Raw genomic sequence first — 21,658 nt, forward strand, 5'->3', positions numbered from 1 at the left:
ATCACAGCTTTAAGCCTGGGCGTAGATATCCCGATAGCCCAACCAACGCCTAATCAAGCCTTCGCAGGCGCGTGGGTCCAGTTGCCATAAGCGGGCGGCCGCTTGCTGCGCTGGCGCTATCAAGGCGCTGTCACGGCTTAAATCGGCAATTTTAAAGCTGGCAAGGCCAGTCTGGCGGGTGCCCAGCAGTTCGCCCGGGCCACGGATCTCCAGATCGCGCTGCGCAATGACAAAACCATCATTACTTTCTCTAAGGACTGCGAGTCTGGCCTGAGCTGTTGGCGATAAAGGCGCATGATACAACAACACACAATGACTGATAGCGCTGCCACGGCCGACCCGGCCACGTAGCTGGTGTAACTGTGCCAGACCGAGCCGCTCCGGATTTTCGATGATCATCAGGCTGGCGTTGGGTACATCGACGCCCACTTCAATCACAGTGGTCGCCACTAATAATTGGATCTCGCCTGCGCTAAAGGCTTGCATTACCGCTTGTTTTTCACTGCTCTTTAACCGGCCATGCACCAGGCCGATCTTTAACTCTGGTAATGCGATGGCCAGCTCGGCGGCGGTGTTTTCCGCCGCCTGGCACTGCAACACGTCTGATTCATCAATCAGGGTACAGACCCAATAAGCTTGCCGGCCTTGTTCCTGTACGCCTTGCCGCACTCTGGCCACCACTTCTGCCCGCCGGCTGTCCGGGATCACCACAGTGGTGACTGGCGTACGGCCCGGCGGCAATTCGTCGATCACCGAGGTATCCAGATCGGCATAAGCCGTCATCGCCAATGTGCGCGGGATCGGGGTGGCAGTCATCACCAACTGGTGTGGGTACTGGCCACTGTGGCTGCCTTTTTCCCGTAGTTCCAGCCTTTGATGCACACCAAAGCGGTGCTGTTCATCAATAATCACCAGCGCCAGCGCGGCAAATTGCACCTGCTGTTGAAACAATGCATGGGTGCCGATAATCAAGCCAGCACTGCCATCCTGGATCTGCTGCAACTGCGCATCCCGTGCTTTGCCTTTGGTTTTGCCGCCCAGCCAGGCGACTGTGATAGCCAGGGGTTCAAACCAACGACGGAAGGTGGCCGCATGTTGCTCCGCCAGCAGCTCGGTCGGAGCCATCAGCGCCACCTGACAACCGGCTGCAATCACCGGCAGCGCCGACAAGGCCGCCACCAGCGTTTTGCCGGAGCCGACATCGCCCTGCACCAGCCGCAGCATTGGGGTCGGTTGGGCAAGGTCTTGTAAAATCTGGCTGACTACCCGTTGTTGGGCGCCGGTCGGCTGAAAAGGCAGGCTTTGTAAAAACGCCGGACTCAGGCGCTGATCCGCGGCAAAGGGCCGCGCCGGCTGGCTACGGCTTTGCCCCCGGATCTGTAGCATACTGAGTTGCTGCGCCACTAATTCTTCAAAAATTAATCGTTGTTGCGCTGGATGTTGACCCGCTTCCAGCAGCTGTAATGACGCATCCGGTGGCGGCCGGTGCAAATAGAGCAGTGCCTGACTGAGTGACCAGGCTTGTGGGGTCAGCACTGGCGCTAACAATTCTTCCGGCGCACAACGTTGCAGTTCCTGCAGCGCTTGGCTGGTCAGTGTGCGCCAACTGGCTTGTTTTAAACCTTCAGTGGTGGGGTAGACTGGCGTCAGGGTTTCGGCCACTTCAGCCGGCCCATCGTCCTTGACGATTTTATACTCAGGATGCAGCATTTCAACACCGCGCATGCCGCGTTTCACTTCGCCAAAGCATCTGAGCTGCACGCCAGGCAGCACCGCATTTTTTTGCGCGGCGCTAAAATGGAAAAACCGCAGTGTGATACTGGCGCTACCGTCTTGCAGTACCACCACCCAACTCCGTCTTTTACCAAAGATGATGTCACTGCTGACCACCATACCCTGCACCGATACTTGTTGGGCTGGCCAGGCATCCGCAATAGGGCAGATACGGGTTCGGTCTTCATAACGCAGTGGCAAATGGAATAATAAATCCTGTACCGACTCCAGCCCGAGTTTGGCTAATAAAGCGGCGGTTTTAGCGCCAACCCCTTTCAGATGAGCAATAGCCAGGTTGGCCAGCAGAGTATGTTGCAAAAGTTGATCGCTGTGTTGACGGCATCAGATAGTCATATGATAACGGATTACCGATGAAAACAAAGTCTTCGCTTGGTACAGGCGTCATTTTGCTGCTCGCAAAGCGACAGGCTTATTGTTCCGCCAGAAAAGTCGGGCCAATTTTTTCCTGCTCGATCCGATACAAGCGCTGCACAGTACCATCCTCAACCATGCTGTTGATGGCTTGTTCGAGCTTGGTTTTCATGGCTGGATGTTTACTGTGGCGGGAAAAACCAATATGCACATAGCGGCGCTCGGCAAATTTAAAACTAAGCGCGGCTTTGCGAAATTTGTAGTGGAGTTGCGGATTATTGCGGATCACTTCCAAAGAGCTTTGGGTCGGCACTATCAGGCCATCGACCCGGCCTTTGCGCAATAATTCAAAACCTGCCAGCGTACTGTCGACTTCCAGATGCTGGCGTTGGCTTTTTAATAGCGTCATCAGCGTGGGGTTGTAAGTATAGTTACGGACTGTCACCAACCGCAGCTGCGACAACTGACTAAACTGATCAATCAGCCGTTGATCGCTGGCCTGCAGATACAAGGACTCCGGAATATTTTCATTGTAAGGCAGCAAATACATCAGTTGTGCCCGTTCTGCCGTATGGTTCAGATTGACCATTAAATCGGCTTCACCGGTACTGATCTGGCGAAAGCAGCGAGCCACCGGGGTGCGGTTACTGTAAGCCAGGGCAAAATCAGCCCGCCGTGCCAGTTCCTGCATCAGATCGACCGAAGGGCCGATCGGCGGATTGCGGCCGTGAAATTCATGAAAACGTGGGAAATGATCAAGGCACCAGTGCAAAACAGGTTTGTCGGCGGCTTGAACCGAACCCGACAGCAACAGCCAGCTGAGTATGATGCCTGCCATCGACTGCAAAGGCCTGTAAAGCCCTTGCAGACGATGGTGGCGTAGCACTGTCAGCGCACTTAGCATAAGAACGTCAGCATCATGTGACTCTGCTCGTCTGCAATTAGTTGGTTGAAGGCACTTCCATCACGCCATCAATTTCAATCTGACTGGCTCTTGGTAAGGCGCTGACCTGGACTGCGGCTCTTGCCGGGTAAGGGGCGCTGAAATGACGGGCCATGATTTCATTGACGGTGGCAAATTTGCTTAAATCGGTCAGGAAAATATTCACCTTCACCATATCATTTAAACTGCCGCCCGCCGCCTGGCAGACCGCGCTCAGATTCTGGAATACCTGTTCAGCCTGTTCGGCAAAATCTTCCGACACCAGTTGCATACTGACTGGAGACAATGGGATTTGACCAGATAAATACACAGTAGTGCCAATTTTCACCGCCTGACTGTAGGTGCCGATGGCAGCTGGCGCTTGGGCCGTGTTGATAATAACTTTCGACATTAAGATTATTTCCTTCGATAAACTTTCAGTACATCCGGTGTGACACGGATTTTGCGCATCACATTGGCTAAGTGGATCCGATCCCGTACCGACAAGGTGATTTTAATCACATAATCGCCGGTATCACGGTCATCGGTGGCCAGATCCTGAATATTGGAGTCCAGGCTGGCAATCACTGTGGTCAGTTTCGCCAGCATACCTTGTTTATTCACAATAAAGACACGAATATCACATAAAAATTGTTTGTCGCCGGTTTTATCCCAGCGCACCGGGAAATATTTGCCTGGTTCTTTTTCCCAGCCGCGGATATTACGACATTCGGCGCGGTGGACGTTCAGGCCTTTGCCTGGTGATGCGCTCGCAGCAATGGCATCACCCGGAATTGGACGGCAACATTTGGCGAATGTGGTGAGCATCCCTTCCGAGCCAACAATAAAAGCCTTGGGTCTGGCTGGTAACACCTGCTCGGTGGCACTGTCTTCATCAAATTCGCCGAGTAAACGGCGGGCGACTGCAATAGGCAACTGATTGCCCAGGCCAATATCAATACAAAGCTCATCCAGCGTTTTTTGTTTGCTGTTTTGCAGCACTTGCTCAATCCGCTCCGATGCGATGGAGGCCAGTGGCACTTCGCCCAAAGCCGAACTAAGCAGTCTTTTACCTAAGGCGATGGCTTCGCTTTGCTGTTGTTTTTTCAGGTAATTACGGATGCCCATAATGGCGCGGCTGGTTACTACATTATTCAGCCAGTTGGCGTTGGGTTTACCACCGGTACTGGTGATAATCTCCACCGTCTGGCCGGTTTCCAGCGGTTTACTCAGTGGATAGGGTTTGCGATCCACCCGGGCACCAACACACTTGTTACCGATATCGGTATGCACCGCATAAGCAAAGTCGACGGCATTGGCACCGATTGGCAATTCTACAATTTTACCTTTTGGCGTAAAGACATAGAGTTCATCCGGGTACAGTTCTGATTTGACGTTTTCGACAAATTCATAAGTGTTGCCAGCGCTTTGCTGAATTTCCAGCAAACTTTGCATCCAGCGCCGGGCACGGATTTGTGCTGTGGTATCGCCTTGTTCACCGGATTTTTTATACATCCAGTGGGCGGCAATGCCGTTATCGGCCATCTCATCCATTTCACGGGTACGCATCTGAATTTCGACCGGGATACCATGCGGGCCAATCAATGAAGTATGTAAAGACTGATAGCCGTTTTGTTTTGGAATGGCGATGTAATCTTTAAAACGGATTTCAATAGGTTTATACAGGTTATGCACCACACCGAGCACGCGGTAACAGGAATCGACACTGTCGACCAGCACCCGGAAACCATAGATATCCATCACATCGTTAAACATCAGCTCTTTGCTTTTCATCTTGCGATAGATGCTGTACAGATGTTTTTCCCGGCCTGACACTTCAGCCTGAATACCGGCATGGCGGATGCGGGCTTCAATCTCATTCTGAATTTTTTCAATCACTTCGCGTCTATTACCACGCGCCTGTCGCACTGCGGTTTCCAGCGCCCGATAGCGCATCGGGTACAAAGCGCGAAAACCCCAGTTTTCTAATTCGTTTTTGATATTGTGAATACCCAGCCGGTTGGCGATAGGGGCATACAGTTCCAGCGTTTCTTTGGCGATACGACGGCGTTTTTCTGGCTTTAAGGCGCCGATGGTGCGCATATTGTGCGTGCGGTCGGCGAGTTTAATCAGAATGACGCGGATATCCTGCGTCATCGCCATAAACATTTTCTGCAGATTGGTGACTTCAAACTCTTTGATATCTTTAAACTTTACTTTATCGAGTTTGGACACACCCTGCACCAGCTCCGCCACAGTGCTGCCAAAGCGCTGTTCCAGATCTTCTTTGCTGTATTCAGTGTCTTCAATCACATCATGCAGCAAAGCCGCCATCAGGGTTTCATGATCCATCCGCATCTCAGCCAGAATACTGGCTACTGCAACCGGATGGGTAATATAAGGTTCGCCACTGGAACGGGTTTGCGGTGCGTGTGCATCCCGAGCCAGTAAATAAGCTTGCTGCACCATGGCAACCTGCTCAGCTGGCAAATAAGCACTGATCTGCTGTTTCAGACCTTCAAATAAATACACTGCAACAAACTCCGCTTCAACAAGTCAGGTTTAGCCCCGCTATCGTTGAAAATATACGTGGAAATTGGCTGGTTGCCAATGTTTGGCTGCGGGTGGCTTGTGAAGAAAGCGGTAATTTTGTGGTCTTGAACCGCACTGGCTGCTCTGAATGAATGGCGATATTGCCTGCTGAAAACATTTGCATACAACTGCGACTTGCTCAGTCACGCAGCAATATGGCATCAATTGCTGCTCAAAGCGTGGTATTTAAGCATGCATGGGGGACAACATGCTGCAGCATAAACGTGAAGACTTAAAAACATTTTTGTTGCTAGCCACCGGTATGTGGACAGAGCTCGCGTTGTTACAAGCAGTGCGACAGTCAAAAACGCTGCTGATACTGGTGGTACTGAAGCTGGTGTTATTGGTGGGGATCGCCGGATTGCTATGGTATTTCGGTTGACATTTGTGCAGATGCAACAAATTTGCTGGGAGTCAGCTGGCTGTTGCAATTGTGTTTTTATGTTTAACAATTGGCTTTCTTTTCCCTAGTTAAGTTACAATCTTTAACCAGATGAAATAAGTTGATTTGGTATTGTACGATGGTGGTGAAATGATGATTCTGAAAAAGTTGCTCCCTGTTATGGCGATGTTGTGTGCTAATCACTGTCTGGCATGGGAAGCCGAAGTGACCAATGTATTACAGCATGGCGATTATGTTGCGGTGTATTTAAATCCTGATCCTGGCATTGGCAAATGTGCCGCCGGGCAGCCTTATTTACTCCGCGCTGATGGTACACCGGGCAATGAGCAGAAATTCAGTATGCTGCTGGTGGCGATGACAACCGGAAGAAAGATTTCCGGTTATGCAGATAGTTGCAGCACCGCTATTTGGGGGGTATCCAGACCGACCATTGAAAGATTACATTTAAGCAAGGCCTGATTTTCAGGTTGCACCTGTGCTGCAGCAATGTCCGCTCATCGGCTTGTGATCAAGCATAAGGTAAAACAACAAACCGGCCTGGAGGGCCGGTTTGTCAGCAGTCAGCTTTATCGGGCAATGGATTATTGCTCAGTGCCGATAATGGCGGCAACAGCGGCCATTTCTGAAGCTTCTTGTTGCAGCTGATCGCGGCGTTCCTGTTGGTCCAGGATAGCGGCTGTGATATAGCCTTTTTCAATTTCCCGTAGCGCTACGACTGTTGATTTATCGTTTTCGATATCAACCATCGGCTCTTTGCCTTCGACTGATAATTGGCGGGCGCGACGCGCTGCAACCAGGATCAGATCAAAACGGTTACCAATTTTATTTACTGCATCTTCAACTGTTACGCGAGCCATTCACCACTCCGGTATTCAAATTCTGACAAGACCGCATAGTCTACGCTATTTCGGTTAATTCGCCAACAGGCTGGCAAGTAAAGCCTGCTGCCGTTGTTGCTGTTTTACTAGACTCAGCCGGTGACTGAGCACGACATGCTGCAGATCCTGCAGACATTGCTGGAAATCATCATTAACCAGCACGTAGTCATATTCATCGACATGACTAATTTCACTTTGTGCCTGTTGCATCCGTTTGGCGATTACGTCCTTGCTGTCCTGACCCCGTTGATTTAAGCGGCGCTCTAATTCAGCCACGCTTGGCGGCAGAATAAAAATGCCACGCACTGAAGGCACTTGCGCTTTGATCTGGCGGGCACCTTGCCAGTCGATATCTAAAAAGACATCACGGCCCTGCGCCAGTACTTGTTCAATGGCGGTGCGTGAAGTGCCGTAATAGTTGCCAAAAACCTCGGCCCACTCTAAAAAGTTGCCTTGTGCAATCAATGCTTTAAATTCATCGACTGACACGAAGTGGTAGTGCACCCCGTCCACTTCACCCGGTCTTGGTGCGCGGGTGGTGTGCGAAACACTCAGTTGCATATCCTGGTGCTGACCCAGCAAGGCATGAATTAAACTGGATTTACCGGCGCCACTTGGCGCTGACAAAATAAAAAGATTACCGGGTAAATGTTGCATCAGCACACCTGAGGGAAAAACTAAAGGCAATAATTTTACGTGCAGTGACTGCCGGCTGCAAATTTAAAAATACTGCCGGCTCTGTCTTGATGCCGCCGGCTGTTATTTTTTCCGGCTGGCTTTGACTGACAAGGTCAGCTGAAACCTGGCCATTACTTCATCGCCGTGCAGTGAAGGGCAGGTGATCCGCACTGAGACGGTCTGGTTAATACGTTGGCCACTTTGCAGTGAATCGGCCAGCATCTGGTCAATCATCGCGCCGTCATCACTTTCAAACCAGACTTCGGCTTCTGGTCGTTTTAAAAACTCACCCTGCACATCTTTAAAGGCAAAATTGGCGTTGATACCCAGCTCTTTTGCTTTGCTAAACACCAGAAAAGCACCAGCCAGATCAGCGCCAATCGCCAACGCACCAAAATAGATGCTGCCGAGGTGATTTTTGGTTCGCCAACTGTGTGGCATGCTGATGGCAAGACTGGTGCTGGTCATTCGCCGAATGCGTGGCGTACAAAAACCAATCAGTGGAATGTAGCGCCAGCCAAACCACCACAGCCCCAAATTGGCTTTGGTTAACGATGTCATACAGGATTGCCTTGTCAAAGTCTCAATAAAGCCGAGCTTAGCACTCTGCTACTGGTCGGACAAGGTGCCTGTGGTTTGTTGTTGCCACAGCTGTTCAAATTCCAACTGTGCTTGCTGGCGTAACTCGGTACAAATCACCATCAGATGGGTTAACCTGACGCCAAAACAAAAACCAGGCTCCCGATAATAATCCAGCCAGGCTTGTAACTGTTTGCCCTGATATTTGGCTTTACTGACGATACTGGAAAATGTCAGTTGGCGCGCTGGCTGTGCGGCAGTTGCGATGGCCTGCCGGATGCGGCGCTGCGGTAAGCTGTTGCTGTGCGAGCCGCTCGCATGCTGTTGGCGCTGGCCGGCTTTGGCCAGCATTGCAGACTCTGCTGTTGGGCTGGCGCAGTGAAAATGCAGTTGTTGGGTGAGTTGTTGTTCGTTGGCTTTGATGCGCTCTGATAACTGCAAAGGCAGCCCGCTGCGTTGCTGCGCCCGCAAGTCAGTCAGTTCAACATTCAGTTGCTGACATTGTGATTGGCTGAACTGTTCGACCGCGGCAATTTGACTGATAAAAAATAACAGCATCAGCCCAAGCACAATCTGACAACCCAGCCAGAGCAAGGTGGTGCTTTTCATGATGTGTAAATTTATAGTGAATTAAAGGTGATTAAATATTGTTGAGGATGCAGTGTTTGTCCAGTCTGAGCAGAAAAAAACACCACAAGGGACCGCAAGCAGGCTTGTGAGTCCTTGTGATGTGGCGCTGATTCAGTTAGTGACGGACAAAACTGGTGCTGGTGATATGCATCACACTTTGTACCTGCTGTTTTGCCACTTGCTGCGGGCCTTTACTGGTGTAGCTGCTGACCAGCAGATATTGGCCGGACTCAGTGGCGGGCAGCTTAATTTTACCCTGGCTGTCGGTGACAAAGGTTTTCGACCAGAAGCCAGGTTTGTATAGTTGCAAACTGTGACCTGCCAGCGGTTTGCCTTGAAAGCTCAGCATAAATTCATCACCACCAGCCTTGAGCGGGGTAAATTCGAAATCTAACAGCGGCGCCTGATGCTGCTGACCAGTGCGGGCATATAAAATGCCGGCTTGTAAACCGTCCTCGGTTTGCCAGGGTTGCCAGACGCTGTCGGCGTAAAAACTGACATCCTTGCTACCTGCTGGCACCAGCAAATGGTCTGGTTGGACTTTCACCGCCAGTTGAGTGTTTTTACCTGCTTCCGTCAGAATAGCGTCTTTAAGCTGCAGCAGGCTTTCGCCTTGCTCCAGCTCAGTGCCGGGTTCACCAAAAAAGACCCGTACCGCTCCGGCGGCGTCACGTTCCAGCCAGACTTCATGGCCCGTGGCAGTCAGGCTGCATAGACCAAGCAGAGCGGCGGCGATCAATGATGATTTCATTTGAGTTCCTTGTTGATTAAAGTGCATAACGCAGGGTGAGGTTGCCGTTGCGCGGTTCTCCGTGATCGGCGTAACCCCACATCGAGCGGTAATAATGCTGATCCAGCACATTATTCAGATTCAGCTGGATTGAGAGCTGTGGACTGAGCTGATAATTCAGCATCAGATCCAGCAGCGAATAAGCCGGTTGTTGCTGCCGGTAAGGCACCGGCGGTGTCAGCCGGATGCTGCCTTCGTAATAACTGTCGCTTTGCCAGCGCCAACTGACGGCCAGATCCAGATCGGCCACAGTGGCGGATAAATCATATTTCGCCATCAGTTTCAGCACTTGAGCCGGCAAGTAAGTTTGCCGCAGCTGACCTTGTTTATCTTCAGCGGTATTGCGGGTGTAACCGCCGCTAAGCGTCAGGTCGTCAGTCAGTGCACCAGCCAGTTCCAGTTCATAACCATCAGTGGTGATCCCATCCACACTTTGGTAAATCCAGTAGCCGTTCGGTAACTGACCCAGGCCGGCAAATTCCGGTTCGCGGTCTTTTTGCGTGCGGTAAATAGCGGCCGACATATTCAGTGCACCGGCAAAAAAAGCACCTTTAACGCCAGCTTCAATATTGCTGCCTTCGGCGGGTGGCAGTAAGTTGCCATCGGCGCCAAAATAGCTGCCTGGTTTAAAAATTTCGGTTTTGCTGCTGTAAAGTGCCAGTTGCTCGGTCAGATCGTACACCAGGCCGACATAAGGAATAAAAATACCGCTGTTGTCGAGGCCGGCCGGCTTGGTGCTGCCAATTAAATCCTGATCCTGATAGGACCAATTGCTGAGCCGGCCACCTAACATCAGTTTTAACGGCTCTGCCAGTGTCAGCCGCACTGTGCCATAGACACCGGACTGACGTTGTTCGCTGCGCCGGCCATTACTGGGGCTGGTCGGGATGGCTGGGGGCTCGAAATTGCCAGCATCGCGCAGATGGTAAATCCGCAGGTTTGGATCTGCGGTATCGGAGTTGTAGTTCAGGTTATCAAACAGGTTTTTGCCGGCATTAAAGCCAACCACAGCGCTGTGATCCTGGCCAAATAAACTGAATTCGCCAGTGCTGTAGAGGTTAAAGCTATGAGTGTCCGACAGCCGTTCATGCAAAGCGGCATTGGTTTTATCCCAAACGCCGACAAAAGCGCCGCTGCTTTTGTCAATATAATCGCCCGGATAAAATGCCAGTGCATCGATAGTGGCGTGACCAAACCGATAGGCGCTGTACAGCAACCAGCCATTGTTAAACCGATGTTTCAACTCTGCCATCAGGCTATGTTGACTGACATCCCAGTAGGTCCAGGGCTGCGAGGTCGAAAAATGACGACCCAGTTCAACCGGACTACCATCGGTGTAGAACGCCGGGTTGGAGTTCCAGTTAAACACGCCATCGGTATTATTTTGCTGATAATCCGCCAGCAACGACAACTCAGTGGCTTCGGCCAGATGGGTTTCCAGCACGCCATAAAAAACCTGGCTGCGCCGCTGATAGCGGTCAACAAATGAATGTTGCTGCTGGACTGCGGCGACAGCCCGGCCTTTGACGGAGCCGGTTTCGTTCAGCGCTGAGCTGACATCGGCGCTCAGCCGGTAACTGTCCCAGGAGCCGACACTGGCGCTGCTGCTGAACTTTTGCTCGCGGCTGGGTCTTTTACGGATAAAGTTGACGGTGGCGGACGGCTCACCTAAACCACTTAAAATACCAGCCGCGCCTTTGAGCACTTCCACCCGTTCGGCGATCACCGGATCTAAGCCCTGATCCATCGAGCCGCTGTAGACATGAGAGGCTGAAGTGGTGATCAGGCCATCAATCTGGACCCCGGTATCCAGCGCATAACCGCGGACAAAAATCTGACTATTTTCCGAGGCATCCCCAACCATAGTGACGCCCGGCGTGTGATTCAGCACAGCCTCCATGCTGTGCAGATTTTTATCGCTGATCAGCTGGGCTGTCACCAGGGTGACACTTTGCGGCGTTTCTTTGAGCGACATCACCAGGCCAGTGGCGCTGTTCATGCTAGATGCGGTGTAGCTGCCACGCACTGAGATATGTTCAGTGTCGGCAGTGGACGCCGTTACTGGTCTGCTGTGACGGGTGGTGGCCGCGGCCAGCGAAGCAGATAACAGGCTCAGGCACAATGGCAACAATAGCACAGCATTAAACGAGCGGGGGCGGGCTGAGCCAGCAACGGGCATGATAAAACTCCTTGTGATCAGCGGTATTGCTACAAAAGCAGCAGCAGGCTAAGTTTAATCGGTACGTTAAGGTAAATGAGAATGGTTATCATTATATTGATTTTTCTATGCCAGTCTATGTTTTTCTGCGCGCCATCACGACTGTATGGCGGACTGCAGCAATGCGGGGCTGCTTAGTCATTGAGAGCGGGATAGTTGGAACTGATAGTCTGAAGCTTGCGGGCTCACATGGCCGGGCGAAGATTGCGGTTGGCGCTGCACCACTGCAGACAGCGTCAACCGCCACGTGCTATGTGACAGCGCCGTCAGGCTGCGGTTTGCTGGCGTCTGTGCCAGAACTGGGCTTGCTGCCAGCGCTGTTCACTCTGATAAAAATGCCGGCGTAATTGCTGATAAGCGGCAAAATGCGCCAGAATGTCCTGCTGATAGAGCTGGCGGCCGGTCAGCGCAGTCGGGCCTGCCGGATGGACGGCGGCTTGCTCCGACTGCAGCTCCGATACCACCAGTCTGGCGGCATGGCAGGCGGAACTGATGGCAAAACCCAGCCCCATCGATGAAATCGGATCAAAAGCGCACACCGCATCGCCAACCGCAATATAACGCTGCAGTTGGTGACTGTCGTTATACTGGCTGCCGGCATTGCGCAGCCAGGGTTGCATCGACAACGGCTGACAATGCTGCAACCGTCGTTTCAGTTGCTGGCTTTGCTGCAACCACTGCCACCAGTGCTGTTGCTGATTCAGCCGGAGCTGGCTTAGCAGATCGGCATCAGAAAAAAAAGTCGCGACATACTGCTGATTTGGCAATCTGGCCGCATACCACCAGCCATATTCAGTACTTTCAATCAGTTGTTCCTGTGCAGCCGCCACCTGATCCGGACAGTGGAAAAAACAACCGGCCCCCATCAGTTGGTCCAGCTTATGAGTCTTGCCGCCGAGTTGTCGACACAAGGCGCTGTTGCGGCCACTGGCGTCAATCAGATATCTGGCCCGGATCTGAAAGTCGGTTTGCTGTGGATGACTGCACTGCAACAGCCAGTCTGCAGTCGCGGCTGGCGCAGTGACCGTACAATGAGTGCGTGGAAATAACGTACCGCCTCGGGCTACCACTTGCTCAATCAACGTAAAATCAAAAGCTTGCCGATCCAATTGCACACTGGCATTTTCACTGCTGAAGATGGCATGCCGCACTCTGGGCAAATCACTGCCCCAATACGTGGTATCGCCATAACAGGGCAAAAAGCAAGCAGCAGGGAAATCTGTTTTCTGTAACTGCAGATAGTCCAGTAAACTGAACAGGCTGTCAGAGACATGTTCGCCGACCCGTGGCTGGCTGAAATCTGATTGTTCCACCACCACCACTCGCAGACTGGAATAGGTTAACACACTGAGGGCGGCGCAAGCCCCAGCCGGGCCTGCGCCGATAATAACCACATCAGTGCTGATGCTGTTGTCATGTAACATAAAGTGTTAACGTCTCACTCTGGTGCCAGAGCGCGGCGTACCCAGACCGCCGGCTGCCACGGCAATAGGCCGGAATGCCCGTTGTTCCAGCGCTTGCACCATCTGGGCGGCTCTGGCACTTTTGGCTTTGATCTGCTGGGTATTTTGCTCAATATAAAACACCGGAATGGTGGTTTCGTTATCATCCGGGTTGCCGGTAATAGTGCCAATACCAACTTCCTGATACGAGAAAATCTCGTGGTTGCGTTCTGTTTCAGTAAAGTATGGATAACCTGCGGCCTGATTGTTTTGATCACGAATAAACGCCAGCGCCGACCAGTGTTCCACCATCTGGACAAAAGTGTTAACGCCACGGGCATAATTGGCTTGTTGCCCGGCTGGTAAATGTGATGCCGCCTGTCCGGCGGCAGTGATATCGCCGGTCAGTACATCCCATGGACTTTGTGGCGGCCACCAGTAAGCATAATAAGTAGGTGGTAAGGGTTTACCATCCGTTTTATTCACTTCCGGTACCGTAAAGTTGACGGTTTGCACCGTACACTGGAAGAAATCGGCCTGCCATGGGCAAGCCATCCGTTTGGTCAGATCGCCTGGCTGACAACTGCCTTCGGCACATTCGTCACGGGACGGCGTTAAGCCGGTATGCTGGTAGCCATTTGGACCCATTTCATCGGCGATCTGATAAGGGGCAGCATAAATGGCCGGGTTTTGCATACTCCAGGTGACTTCAATGCCCGGACACATCGGCAAACCAACGCAATTACCGACGCTGCCCTGATCCAGCGGATGCACGGCGAATGGCGCGGCATCGGCCCTATTGTCAAAGCGGCCTGCGGCCCATTGACTGAGCAAAAATTGCTGGGTTTCATTCAGCGCCAGAAATTTCATAATCAGATCATTACTCACCGAGTTACTGCCGGAATTCAGCGGTAGCATCGGAAAGTTATCTTTAAACAGCACTTGCTGAGGTTGATCCGGTGACGGATCACCTTCTTTATTCAGGCCGCGGAAATAAGAAAAATACTGTTGACGGTTGGCCAGGTTCGCTTCGCTATTGTCCGCATAATCAAACTGCCGCGAATTAAAGGCGTTCATCGCCTGCACATTGGAAACCCACTGATAACGGCTGAGTCGTTCGACAATAGGTTGAATATCACGCTGATAATTGGCACGAAAATCCGGGTTAAACTGGCCCGAGCTATAGAGTTCCGGCACCAGATTAAAAAAGCGGACGCCAACATCAAACATCGTGTCAGATAAGGTCGAAATATTGACTATTTCCGGCGCAAAATCTGGCGACCCCACCACCACCCAGGCCTGCAACTGCTCAGTCCTGCCATCCTGAAAGGTGACGGTGCAATACACCGGACCATCGGAAATATCATCGTGCCAGGTATTGGATCCACCGTAGCTGGTCAGCGGCTCGTTGCCACCGGCATGACCATAACCGCCGAGCACGATCAGCCGGCCCAGGCTGTCAGTCAGCAAATCACCCAATGTGGTGACGGCGGTGCCGTACAAGACGGTACTGGGCGGATAAGACACCGGATAGCCGGCTGGCGCATGTGCCTGATCAAAGCCGATACTTTGCTGGCGGCCACTGACCACACGCGGGCCCGGATCGATGATCAGTTGTTGTCTGGCCTGTTCACCCACCAGATTCGGATTACGCAGCGGGACCTGTTGTTGCTGATAACTGTTTTGCGGACCATAGAGTAAATTGCCTTTTAACTCGCTGTACTGATACCAGGCGGCTTTTTTATTCGCCAGATGGACAGTCCACTGAATCGACTGCACGCTGGGGCTGTCGAGCGTCAATTCAGTGCCGTCATCTTGCAGCAACTGAAAGGGCTGCCCCTGACGCCGGACGCGGCCAACAGCATCTTTAAAGTGCTGGACCGGACCACCTTTATTACCAAAAGGATCGGCTTCAAAGGGTAATTGGCCAATTTGTTCCGGGGCCAGGTAAAACTGTTCCGGGCTGTTGCCTAAGCGGGCAACACCAACGGATGGGTGAATACGCAGAGCCATAGCTATGTTCCTTGTCTGGCTGGAATTGCAGTCTCAAATGACTGGCAATAGTGGGCGTAACATTCGGCAGCGCAATCAGTTGTCGGCCGAACCTTGCTACCAGTGCCTTTGCTGTGTCAGTCAAAGGCTGTTCAAGGCTAGCCGAGCAAGTAGAAAATGTTGTAGCAAAAGCATGATATTGTGCTGATATCGCTGTGATGCGGTGATAAAAATGGCTGCTATTTCAGCTTGATGCCGTCGTCGCAGGCCAAAAAATCTGCAGTTGTGGCCAGAGTTGTCGCCAGTTTTTTTGCCTGATCCGTTCGGTAAAAACGGCTGGTCTGGGGTGGAGCGGATTCATTTCAACCTGCAAAGACCAGTTGGCGGCCAGACCGAAGGCGGTGGTGAAACTGAGCCTATCATTGGCATCCAGATGCACACCGACACAGGTCGGAATTTCTACCCAGCGGCTGATGCCATCGGCACAATGTTGGTAGGGGGCATGACCATGCTGTAGATGCATCCGGGCTTGATTGCGCACTTCAAAGCGATAACCCGGTAATTGTTGCTGCAACCAGGCCTCTGCCTGTTGTTCGCGCTGACAGCTCACATCAGTGGCATCGAAATACACCAGGTCAATATCATTCAGTGGCGTCATCGGCAACTGATGCAGATGATCCCAAATGGCATTGCGTAAAAAACCAGCGCCCAGATACCAGTCCGGCAAATTCAACTGACGCGCCAGCTGCAGGCAACGCCAGCGGAATGCATCCTGTTGTAATAAAGTGGCTGTGCGTGCGGCGAAGTCCATGCTTATTCTGCCCATCGCTCTTTGATGGCTAAGATCTGGGGTAACTGACTGCTCAGCAGATCGACCAGGGCCGGTTCAAAATGCAAGCCGCGTTGTTGCTGCAGATAGTCCAGCGCCGCTGCCACTGTCCAGGCTTGTTTGTAAGGTCTGGTGCTGGTCAGGGCGTCAAACACATCACAAATCGCCACAATTCTGGCTTCAAGCGGAATTTGCTCGCCCGCCAGACCAAAAGGATAACCGCTGCCATCCCATTTTTCATGATGGTACAGCGCCACTGTTTTGGCACTTTGCAGCAACGCTGAATCACAATCGCCAATAATTTCAGCACCAATCAGCGGATGCCGTTGCATTTGCTGAAACTCCTCGCTGGTCAGCTTGCCGGGTTTGAGCAGAATGTGATCGGGAATACCAATTTTGCCAATATCGTGCATAGGCGCGGCATGCAGCAGGTTTTCTGCCGCCTGCGCACTGAACCCATAAGCCAGTGCCAGCACCTGCGCATAATGGCTCATCCGCAGAATATGCAAACCGGTTTCATTGTCTTTATATTCGGCAGCCCGGCCCAGTCGTTGGATCACCTGTAATCTGGTGTGTTTTAAGGTTTCGGCCTGCACCAGCGATAAATGGGTTTTCACTCTGGCTTTCACTACGGCCGGACTGATAGGTTTAGTAATGTAATCAACAGCGCCGACGGCAAAACCCTGGGCTTCATCCATTTCTTCTTTTAAAGCAGTGACAAAGATCACCGGAATGGCTTGGCTGGCAGGATCGGCTTTTAACTGGCGACAAAGATCAAAACCTGTCATGCCTGGCATCATCACATCCAGCAGAATTAAATCAGGCCGTTGTTGCTGTACCAGTTGCAGCGCTTCAGCGCCACTTTTGGCAAACAACAAGCGGTAATCCTGTTGCAAAATGGTGCGTAACACCCGTAAGTTGGTGGGCTCATCATCCACCAGCAATAAGGTTGGTTGTTCAGTTAGCATCGGAACCTCGCTGCCCGCTGGCAAGGTTGAACGCATCGCTCTGCAACTGCTGTTGCAGTCTGAGTAACAATTGCCCACCTTGCAGAAAATCAAAATCGTTGAGACTGTCCAGCAATAGTTGTACTTGACTTTGCCATGGCCCCTGATACTTCGCCAGTAATTCCAGCACCTGGTCATCCAACTGATGCTGTGCCACCAGCGGCACCAACTGTTGCAGGATATCGGCCAGTAACGTTGCGCTGACGCTGCTTTGGGTGTCGGTTACCTGCTGTTGCTGTTGCGACAATTGCTGGTATTGCGCGATAAACAAGGGCCAGCAATGCCATATTTTTTCAAGCAATTGTTGGCAGCGCTGCTGCTGCTGTTGCCGCGCCGCTTGTTCCAGCTCGGCACTGACTTTACTTAATGGATCCAATGCCAGATTGCCACTACTGCCTTTGATCGCATGCGCCAGTTGTTGCAGCGCCGGATAATCACCCTGTTGTAACCAGTCGCTGGCTTGCTGTAACAAAGGCTGTTGCTGCTGCAGAAACTGCTGCAAGGCAGGTAGATAGACCGACCATTGCCCCCAAAGTTGCAGTGCTTTGCTCTGATTCAGCATTGTTGACGACGGACGCTCTGGTAAGGCTGCGACGGTCAATGGCGGCAGAATGTCCAGTTGCAGCACAGTCGCCATTTCCAGACATAAGGCAGAAAAATCGACTGGTTTACTGGCGAAACCTTGCATTCCGGCGGCTGTGGCGGCACTTTTATCTTCCTCCAGCACGCTGGCGGTTAATGCAATCACCGGCAATCTTGGCCTGCCAGTAGCTTGTTCTTCTTGTCGTAATAAACGACAGGCCTGTAACCCATCCAGCACTGGCATCTGAATATCCATCAGCACCAGATCAAACTGCTGTTGCCGCACGGCCTGTAGCGCCTGCTCGCCATTGCTGGCAGTCCAGACCTGATGACCGGCGCGCTGCAGCAGCAGTTGTAACAGTTCCAGATTCTGTGGAATATCGTCGGCGATCAACAGCCGCAGCGGCGGTAACTGCGGCACATAACCGCTGCTTGCCTTGCTGCTGGCGACGCCAGGTTGCAGTGGCAAACGAAAACTGAAGCAACTGCCGACACCTTCGCGGCTTTGTACGCTGATAGCACCGCCCATCAATTCAACCAGTTGTTTACTGATGGTGGTGCCTAAGCCTGTACCGCCAAAGCGGCGGCTCATCGATGCATCGGCTTGGGTAAAGGCTTCAAAAATATGCTCCAGCCGATCATCAGCAATACCGATGCCAGTATCTGTGATGCTAAATTGTAGCCATTGCATGCTGGAGTCCGCTGCGCCAGCAACATCGGTCAGCAGTTGCACCTGCACCAACACCGAACCTTGTGCAGTAAATTTGATGGCATTCCCAATCAGATTCGTCAGCACCTGTCGCAACCGTTCCGGTGCACCGCGATAGTACTCACCCAGTTGCTGATCAAACTCCAGTTGCAGCGCCAGCTGTTTTTTTCGTGCCTGGATCCAGAGCGTAGAGACCACCGCATCCAGCACTGCTGGCAGCGAAAAGTCCTGCACTTCAAGTTCCAGCTTGCCTTTTTCCAGTTTGGCGCTGTCGAGAATATCATTCAGTAAATGTAACAACGAATGCGCCGAACTATGGATGGTTTGCAAATGTTTATGCTGTTCAGTGCTGAGCGACGAACTGAGTAACAGATCACTAAAACCAATAATGGCGTTCATTGGGGTGCGGATTTCATGGCTCATATTGGCCAGAAAGGCAGCTCTGGCTTCGGCAGCCTGCTCAGCTTTGTCTTTGGCTTCCCGCAGTTCAGTTTCCATTTGCTTGCGCTGGCTGATGTCCATGATAAAGCCGTCCAGCCATAAAATATCGCCCTGGCTATCGCGGATAGCTTCACCTTGTTCCAGCACCCAGTGTACTGAATCATCCTGATGCCGGATGCGGTATTCCAACTGATAACTGCCACTGAACAGCTCCAGTTGCTGCAGTTGCGCCTGATCGTCCGGATGCACCAGCTCCATCCAACTGCGACGCGGTGCTGGCAGCATAAAATCGCTGGCCGGATAACCACTGATGCTGCTGATGGCATCACTGATAAACAACATAGCCCAGTCCTGCTGGTACTGGCAGCGATAGGCAGCCCCTGGAATATTACTCAGCAACGAGCGTAGTTTGGCTTCGTTCTCCTGCAGTGCCTGTTCCATTTGCCGTCTGACACTGAGGTCGGTAATAAAAGCGACAAAAATATCTTGCTCCGGCAACCGGACATGGCCGATCGCCAACCGCACCGGCAATGGCTGGCCATTTTTATGCACGGCCTCGACATCACGGCCCACGCCAATAATTTTGGCGTTACCGCTGTGCAGATAATTCTCCAGATAAGAATCATGCTCGTCACGGATCACTTCAGGCGTCAGCAGATTCACATTTTGCCCAAGTAATTCAGCTTGTTGCCAGCCAAAAATTTGTTCAGCAGCTTTGTTCATGCTGAGGATCAAGCCCTGTGCATTAATAGTCACAATGCCATCGACAGCGGTATCCATCATGGCACTCAGCCGGCTTTCATTGGCTTTTGCCTGAGTGCTGGCCTCGCGATATTTCAGCAGCAGATTAATTGCGACCACCAGGCTGCAAATCACCAGTGTGGTAAAGCTAATCGCCATCGCCAGTACCAGCGGCATTTCACTGGCAGCCAGCTCAGGTCTGAAGCCGGCGGGGGGCACAAAGCGGGCTGCGGCCATGCCGGTATAATGCATGCCACTGATGGCACTGCCCATCACCAGACTGCTCAGCAGCGTCAGCCAGTGTGGTGCCAGTTGCAAACGTTTCAAACCAAAGCGGATCCAGATCGCCAGCACTGCTAACACCACAGCCACCAGGATGGAAAACAAAAAGGTGGTTAAATCGTATCGCAGCGCCACTGACATTTGCATCGCCGCCATGCCGCTGTAGTGCATAGTGCCGATACCGGCGCCAACCAGCAGGCCGCCGCTCAATAATTGCGGTAGCTGCAAGCGTTTTTTACTGATCAGATCCAGCGCCACCCAGGACGCAGCGATGCTGGGCAACATCGATAAAAAGGTCAGTCCCGGCTGATAACTGACGTCGGTACAGAGCGAAAACGCCAGCATGCCGATAAAATGCATCGACCAGACACCACCACCGAGCGCAATACTGCCGCTGCCCAGCATCAGTAAACGCAGTGACTTTTTCTGCACACTGATGGCCTGAACTGTGATTTGGATCGCCATGGCCGAGGCAAATACCGCAATCAGTACTGATAACAGCACCAGTCCCGGGCTGTAGGTACCGGCCAACAGCAGTGGATCGGTCGGGTAGTCAAACCAGGGGGCTAACCAGCTCATCATGTTCTCCTTAGGCGGCGCTGACTTTGTCGCTATGGTGCTGCCGGAGTGGCCTCATCAGTTCAAAGCAATTTTAGTTGAAAAAACTATGGCGGCAGCTGTGGTGGGTCGGTTTGAACCCCAGCAGTAACGCAGTGTTGGTCTAAATGACTTTATACTGCAGAGGTAAGCATATGATTACAAGGTTATTTTTTTATTTGTTTGCAAAAGTGGCTGCAGTTTCCAGTCATTTACCTGCCTGCTATCAGTTTTACACTCTATTCACCTGCAGACTGCAGCCGGGCCCTGAGCGGCGAATTTCACTGCAGTCCGGCAAAGAGTAAAACGGCGGCTTGCTGAAATCTATCTACGGACTACACTTTGTTAAATATTTTGATTAAAAGTGTTTTTTATGTTTAGGTTTATTCTATTACTGTGCTGTCTGCTCGTCGCTGCAGCCAGCAAACCTGATTTGCTGCTGGCACAGTTGTACGACGAAAGCATTGATGTGCGGCAGTATTGGATCAGCGAAAAACTCGATGGCGTGCGGGCGTTTTGGACAGGTCAGCAGCTCGTCACGCGTGGCGGTCAGGTGATCGCCACGCCGGACTGGTTTATTGCGCAATTTCCAGCGCAAGCCTTAGATGGCGAGCTTTGGCTGGGGCGGAATCAGTTTGCGCAGACTTTGAGTATTGTCAGTAAAGCACAGCCGGTGGAGCAGGAATGGCGGCAGATCCGTTATGCTATTTTTGAATTACCGAACGCTGCCGGTACCTTCACTGAGCGCATCGCAGCGATGCAAGCGCTGGTGCAGCAGTCCAACAGCCCTTATCTGTTGTTGATCCAACAATTTCGCTTACAGAGCAAAGCTGAATTAATGGCGAAACTACGTCAATTAGAGCAGCAAGGTGCTGAAGGCCTGATGTTGCACCATCAGGCTGCACTTTATAAAACCGGCCGCAGCGCTGATTTACTGAAACTAAAAAGTTATCAGGATACCGAAGCTGTCGTCATTGGCTATCGTGCCGGCAAAGGTAAATATCAGGGTATGGTAGGGGCATTAGTGCTGAAAACTGCAGAAGGTAAAACCTTTGCCATTGGCAGTGGCTTAACCGACGCGCTGCGGCAACAGCCGCCCCCGATTGGCGCGCTGGTGACATACAGGTTTAATGGCCTGACCAAAAATGGTCTGCCGAGGTTTGCCCGGTTTTTGCGGGTCCGGACTGACTAGCCAGCCTTG

Annotated in this window: 18 protein-coding genes; 3 read left to right on the plus strand and 15 right to left on the minus strand. The window is 52.1% G+C overall.

The genetic code is table 11. The annotated features are described in order from the left end of the window. Positions 1-9: 9 nt before the first annotated feature. The 4 genes from recG to spoT all read right to left on the minus strand — a co-directional run bounded on the left by recG (position 10) and on the right by spoT (position 5,599). Positions 10-2,091, minus strand: a complete 2,082-nt coding sequence (gene recG / locus AC53GJ_RS02230) for an ATP-dependent DNA helicase RecG (RefSeq protein ID WP_496730902.1) — start codon at positions 2,089-2,091, stop codon at positions 10-12. Between the two features lie 112 nt (positions 2,092-2,203). Beyond that, positions 2,204-2,983, minus strand: a complete 780-nt coding sequence (locus AC53GJ_RS02235) for a substrate-binding periplasmic protein (protein ID WP_496730903.1) — start codon at positions 2,981-2,983, stop codon at positions 2,204-2,206. Positions 2,984-3,086: 103 nt separating this feature from the next. Further along, entirely contained in the window at positions 3,087-3,479 is a 393-nt protein-coding gene (locus tag AC53GJ_RS02240; RefSeq protein WP_496730904.1) for a RidA family protein, read from the minus strand. 5 nt (positions 3,480-3,484) lie between these two features. Further along, positions 3,485-5,599: a bifunctional GTP diphosphokinase/guanosine-3',5'-bis pyrophosphate 3'-pyrophosphohydrolase gene (gene spoT, locus AC53GJ_RS02245; RefSeq protein WP_496730905.1), complete on the minus strand. Its 2,115-nt coding sequence runs from the start codon at positions 5,597-5,599 to the stop codon at positions 3,485-3,487. Between the two features lie 268 nt (positions 5,600-5,867). Between spoT and AC53GJ_RS02250 the strand changes: the two genes are divergently transcribed. Both AC53GJ_RS02250 and AC53GJ_RS02255 read left to right on the plus strand, forming a co-directional pair. Then, on the plus strand, positions 5,868-6,041 hold the full coding sequence (locus AC53GJ_RS02250) for a hypothetical protein (protein WP_496730906.1): 174 nt from the start codon (positions 5,868-5,870) through the stop codon (positions 6,039-6,041). 150 nt (positions 6,042-6,191) lie between these two features. Next, on the plus strand, positions 6,192-6,521 hold the full coding sequence (locus AC53GJ_RS02255) for a hypothetical protein (protein WP_496730907.1): 330 nt from the start codon (positions 6,192-6,194) through the stop codon (positions 6,519-6,521). 122 nt (positions 6,522-6,643) lie between these two features. On the opposite strand, the gene rpoZ is transcribed toward AC53GJ_RS02255, so the two are convergent. The 11 genes from rpoZ to AC53GJ_RS02310 all read right to left on the minus strand — a co-directional run bounded on the left by rpoZ (position 6,644) and on the right by AC53GJ_RS02310 (position 20,442). Further along, on the minus strand, positions 6,644-6,919 hold the full coding sequence (gene rpoZ / locus AC53GJ_RS02260; RefSeq protein ID WP_496730908.1) for a DNA-directed RNA polymerase subunit omega: 276 nt from the start codon (positions 6,917-6,919) through the stop codon (positions 6,644-6,646). A gap of 54 nt (positions 6,920-6,973) precedes the next feature. Beyond that, positions 6,974-7,597 (minus strand): guanylate kinase, encoded by a 624-nt coding sequence (gmk, locus tag AC53GJ_RS02265; protein WP_496730909.1) that lies wholly within the window; start codon positions 7,595-7,597, stop codon positions 6,974-6,976. 102 nt (positions 7,598-7,699) lie between these two features. Next, positions 7,700-8,179: a hotdog family protein gene (locus AC53GJ_RS02270; RefSeq protein ID WP_496730910.1), complete on the minus strand. Its 480-nt coding sequence runs from the start codon at positions 8,177-8,179 to the stop codon at positions 7,700-7,702. A 48-nt stretch (positions 8,180-8,227) separates the two neighbouring features. Continuing rightward, positions 8,228-8,806 carry a hypothetical protein gene (locus AC53GJ_RS02275; RefSeq protein ID WP_496730911.1) on the minus strand — a complete coding sequence of 193 codons (579 nt, stop codon included), beginning with the start codon at positions 8,804-8,806 and terminating at the stop codon, positions 8,228-8,230. Positions 8,807-8,942: 136 nt separating this feature from the next. Then, a complete protein-coding gene (locus tag AC53GJ_RS02280) occupies positions 8,943-9,578 on the minus strand; it encodes a hypothetical protein (RefSeq protein ID WP_496730912.1) in 636 nt (211 codons plus the stop codon). A 16-nt stretch (positions 9,579-9,594) separates the two neighbouring features. After that, positions 9,595-11,796: a TonB-dependent siderophore receptor gene (locus AC53GJ_RS02285; protein WP_496730913.1), complete on the minus strand. Its 2,202-nt coding sequence runs from the start codon at positions 11,794-11,796 to the stop codon at positions 9,595-9,597. A 305-nt stretch (positions 11,797-12,101) separates the two neighbouring features. After that, positions 12,102-13,259, minus strand: coding sequence for a lysine-epsilon-oxidase maturase LodB (lodB, locus tag AC53GJ_RS02290; RefSeq protein ID WP_496730914.1), 1,158 nt, complete (start codon positions 13,257-13,259; stop codon positions 12,102-12,104). A 6-nt stretch (positions 13,260-13,265) separates the two neighbouring features. Continuing rightward, entirely contained in the window at positions 13,266-15,290 is a 2,025-nt protein-coding gene (gene lodA, locus AC53GJ_RS02295; protein ID WP_496730915.1) for a CTQ-dependent lysine 6-oxidase LodA, read from the minus strand. 223 nt (positions 15,291-15,513) lie between these two features. Then, a complete protein-coding gene (locus AC53GJ_RS02300) occupies positions 15,514-16,080 on the minus strand; it encodes a nucleotidyltransferase family protein (RefSeq protein ID WP_496730916.1) in 567 nt (188 codons plus the stop codon). Positions 16,081-16,082: 2 nt separating this feature from the next. After that, positions 16,083-17,066: a response regulator gene (locus tag AC53GJ_RS02305; protein ID WP_496730917.1), complete on the minus strand. Its 984-nt coding sequence runs from the start codon at positions 17,064-17,066 to the stop codon at positions 16,083-16,085. Further along, positions 17,056-20,442 (minus strand): MHYT domain-containing protein, encoded by a 3,387-nt coding sequence (locus AC53GJ_RS02310; RefSeq protein ID WP_496730918.1) that lies wholly within the window; start codon positions 20,440-20,442, stop codon positions 17,056-17,058. The genes AC53GJ_RS02305 and AC53GJ_RS02310 overlap by 11 nt, the downstream gene beginning before the upstream one ends. A gap of 388 nt (positions 20,443-20,830) precedes the next feature. Between AC53GJ_RS02310 and AC53GJ_RS02315 the strand changes: the two genes are divergently transcribed. Further along, positions 20,831-21,649 carry a DNA ligase gene (locus tag AC53GJ_RS02315; protein ID WP_496730919.1) on the plus strand — a complete coding sequence of 273 codons (819 nt, stop codon included), beginning with the start codon at positions 20,831-20,833 and terminating at the stop codon, positions 21,647-21,649. Positions 21,650-21,658 lie beyond the last annotated feature (9 nt).

This window comes from Rheinheimera sp. B2H12, assembly GCF_059620065.1.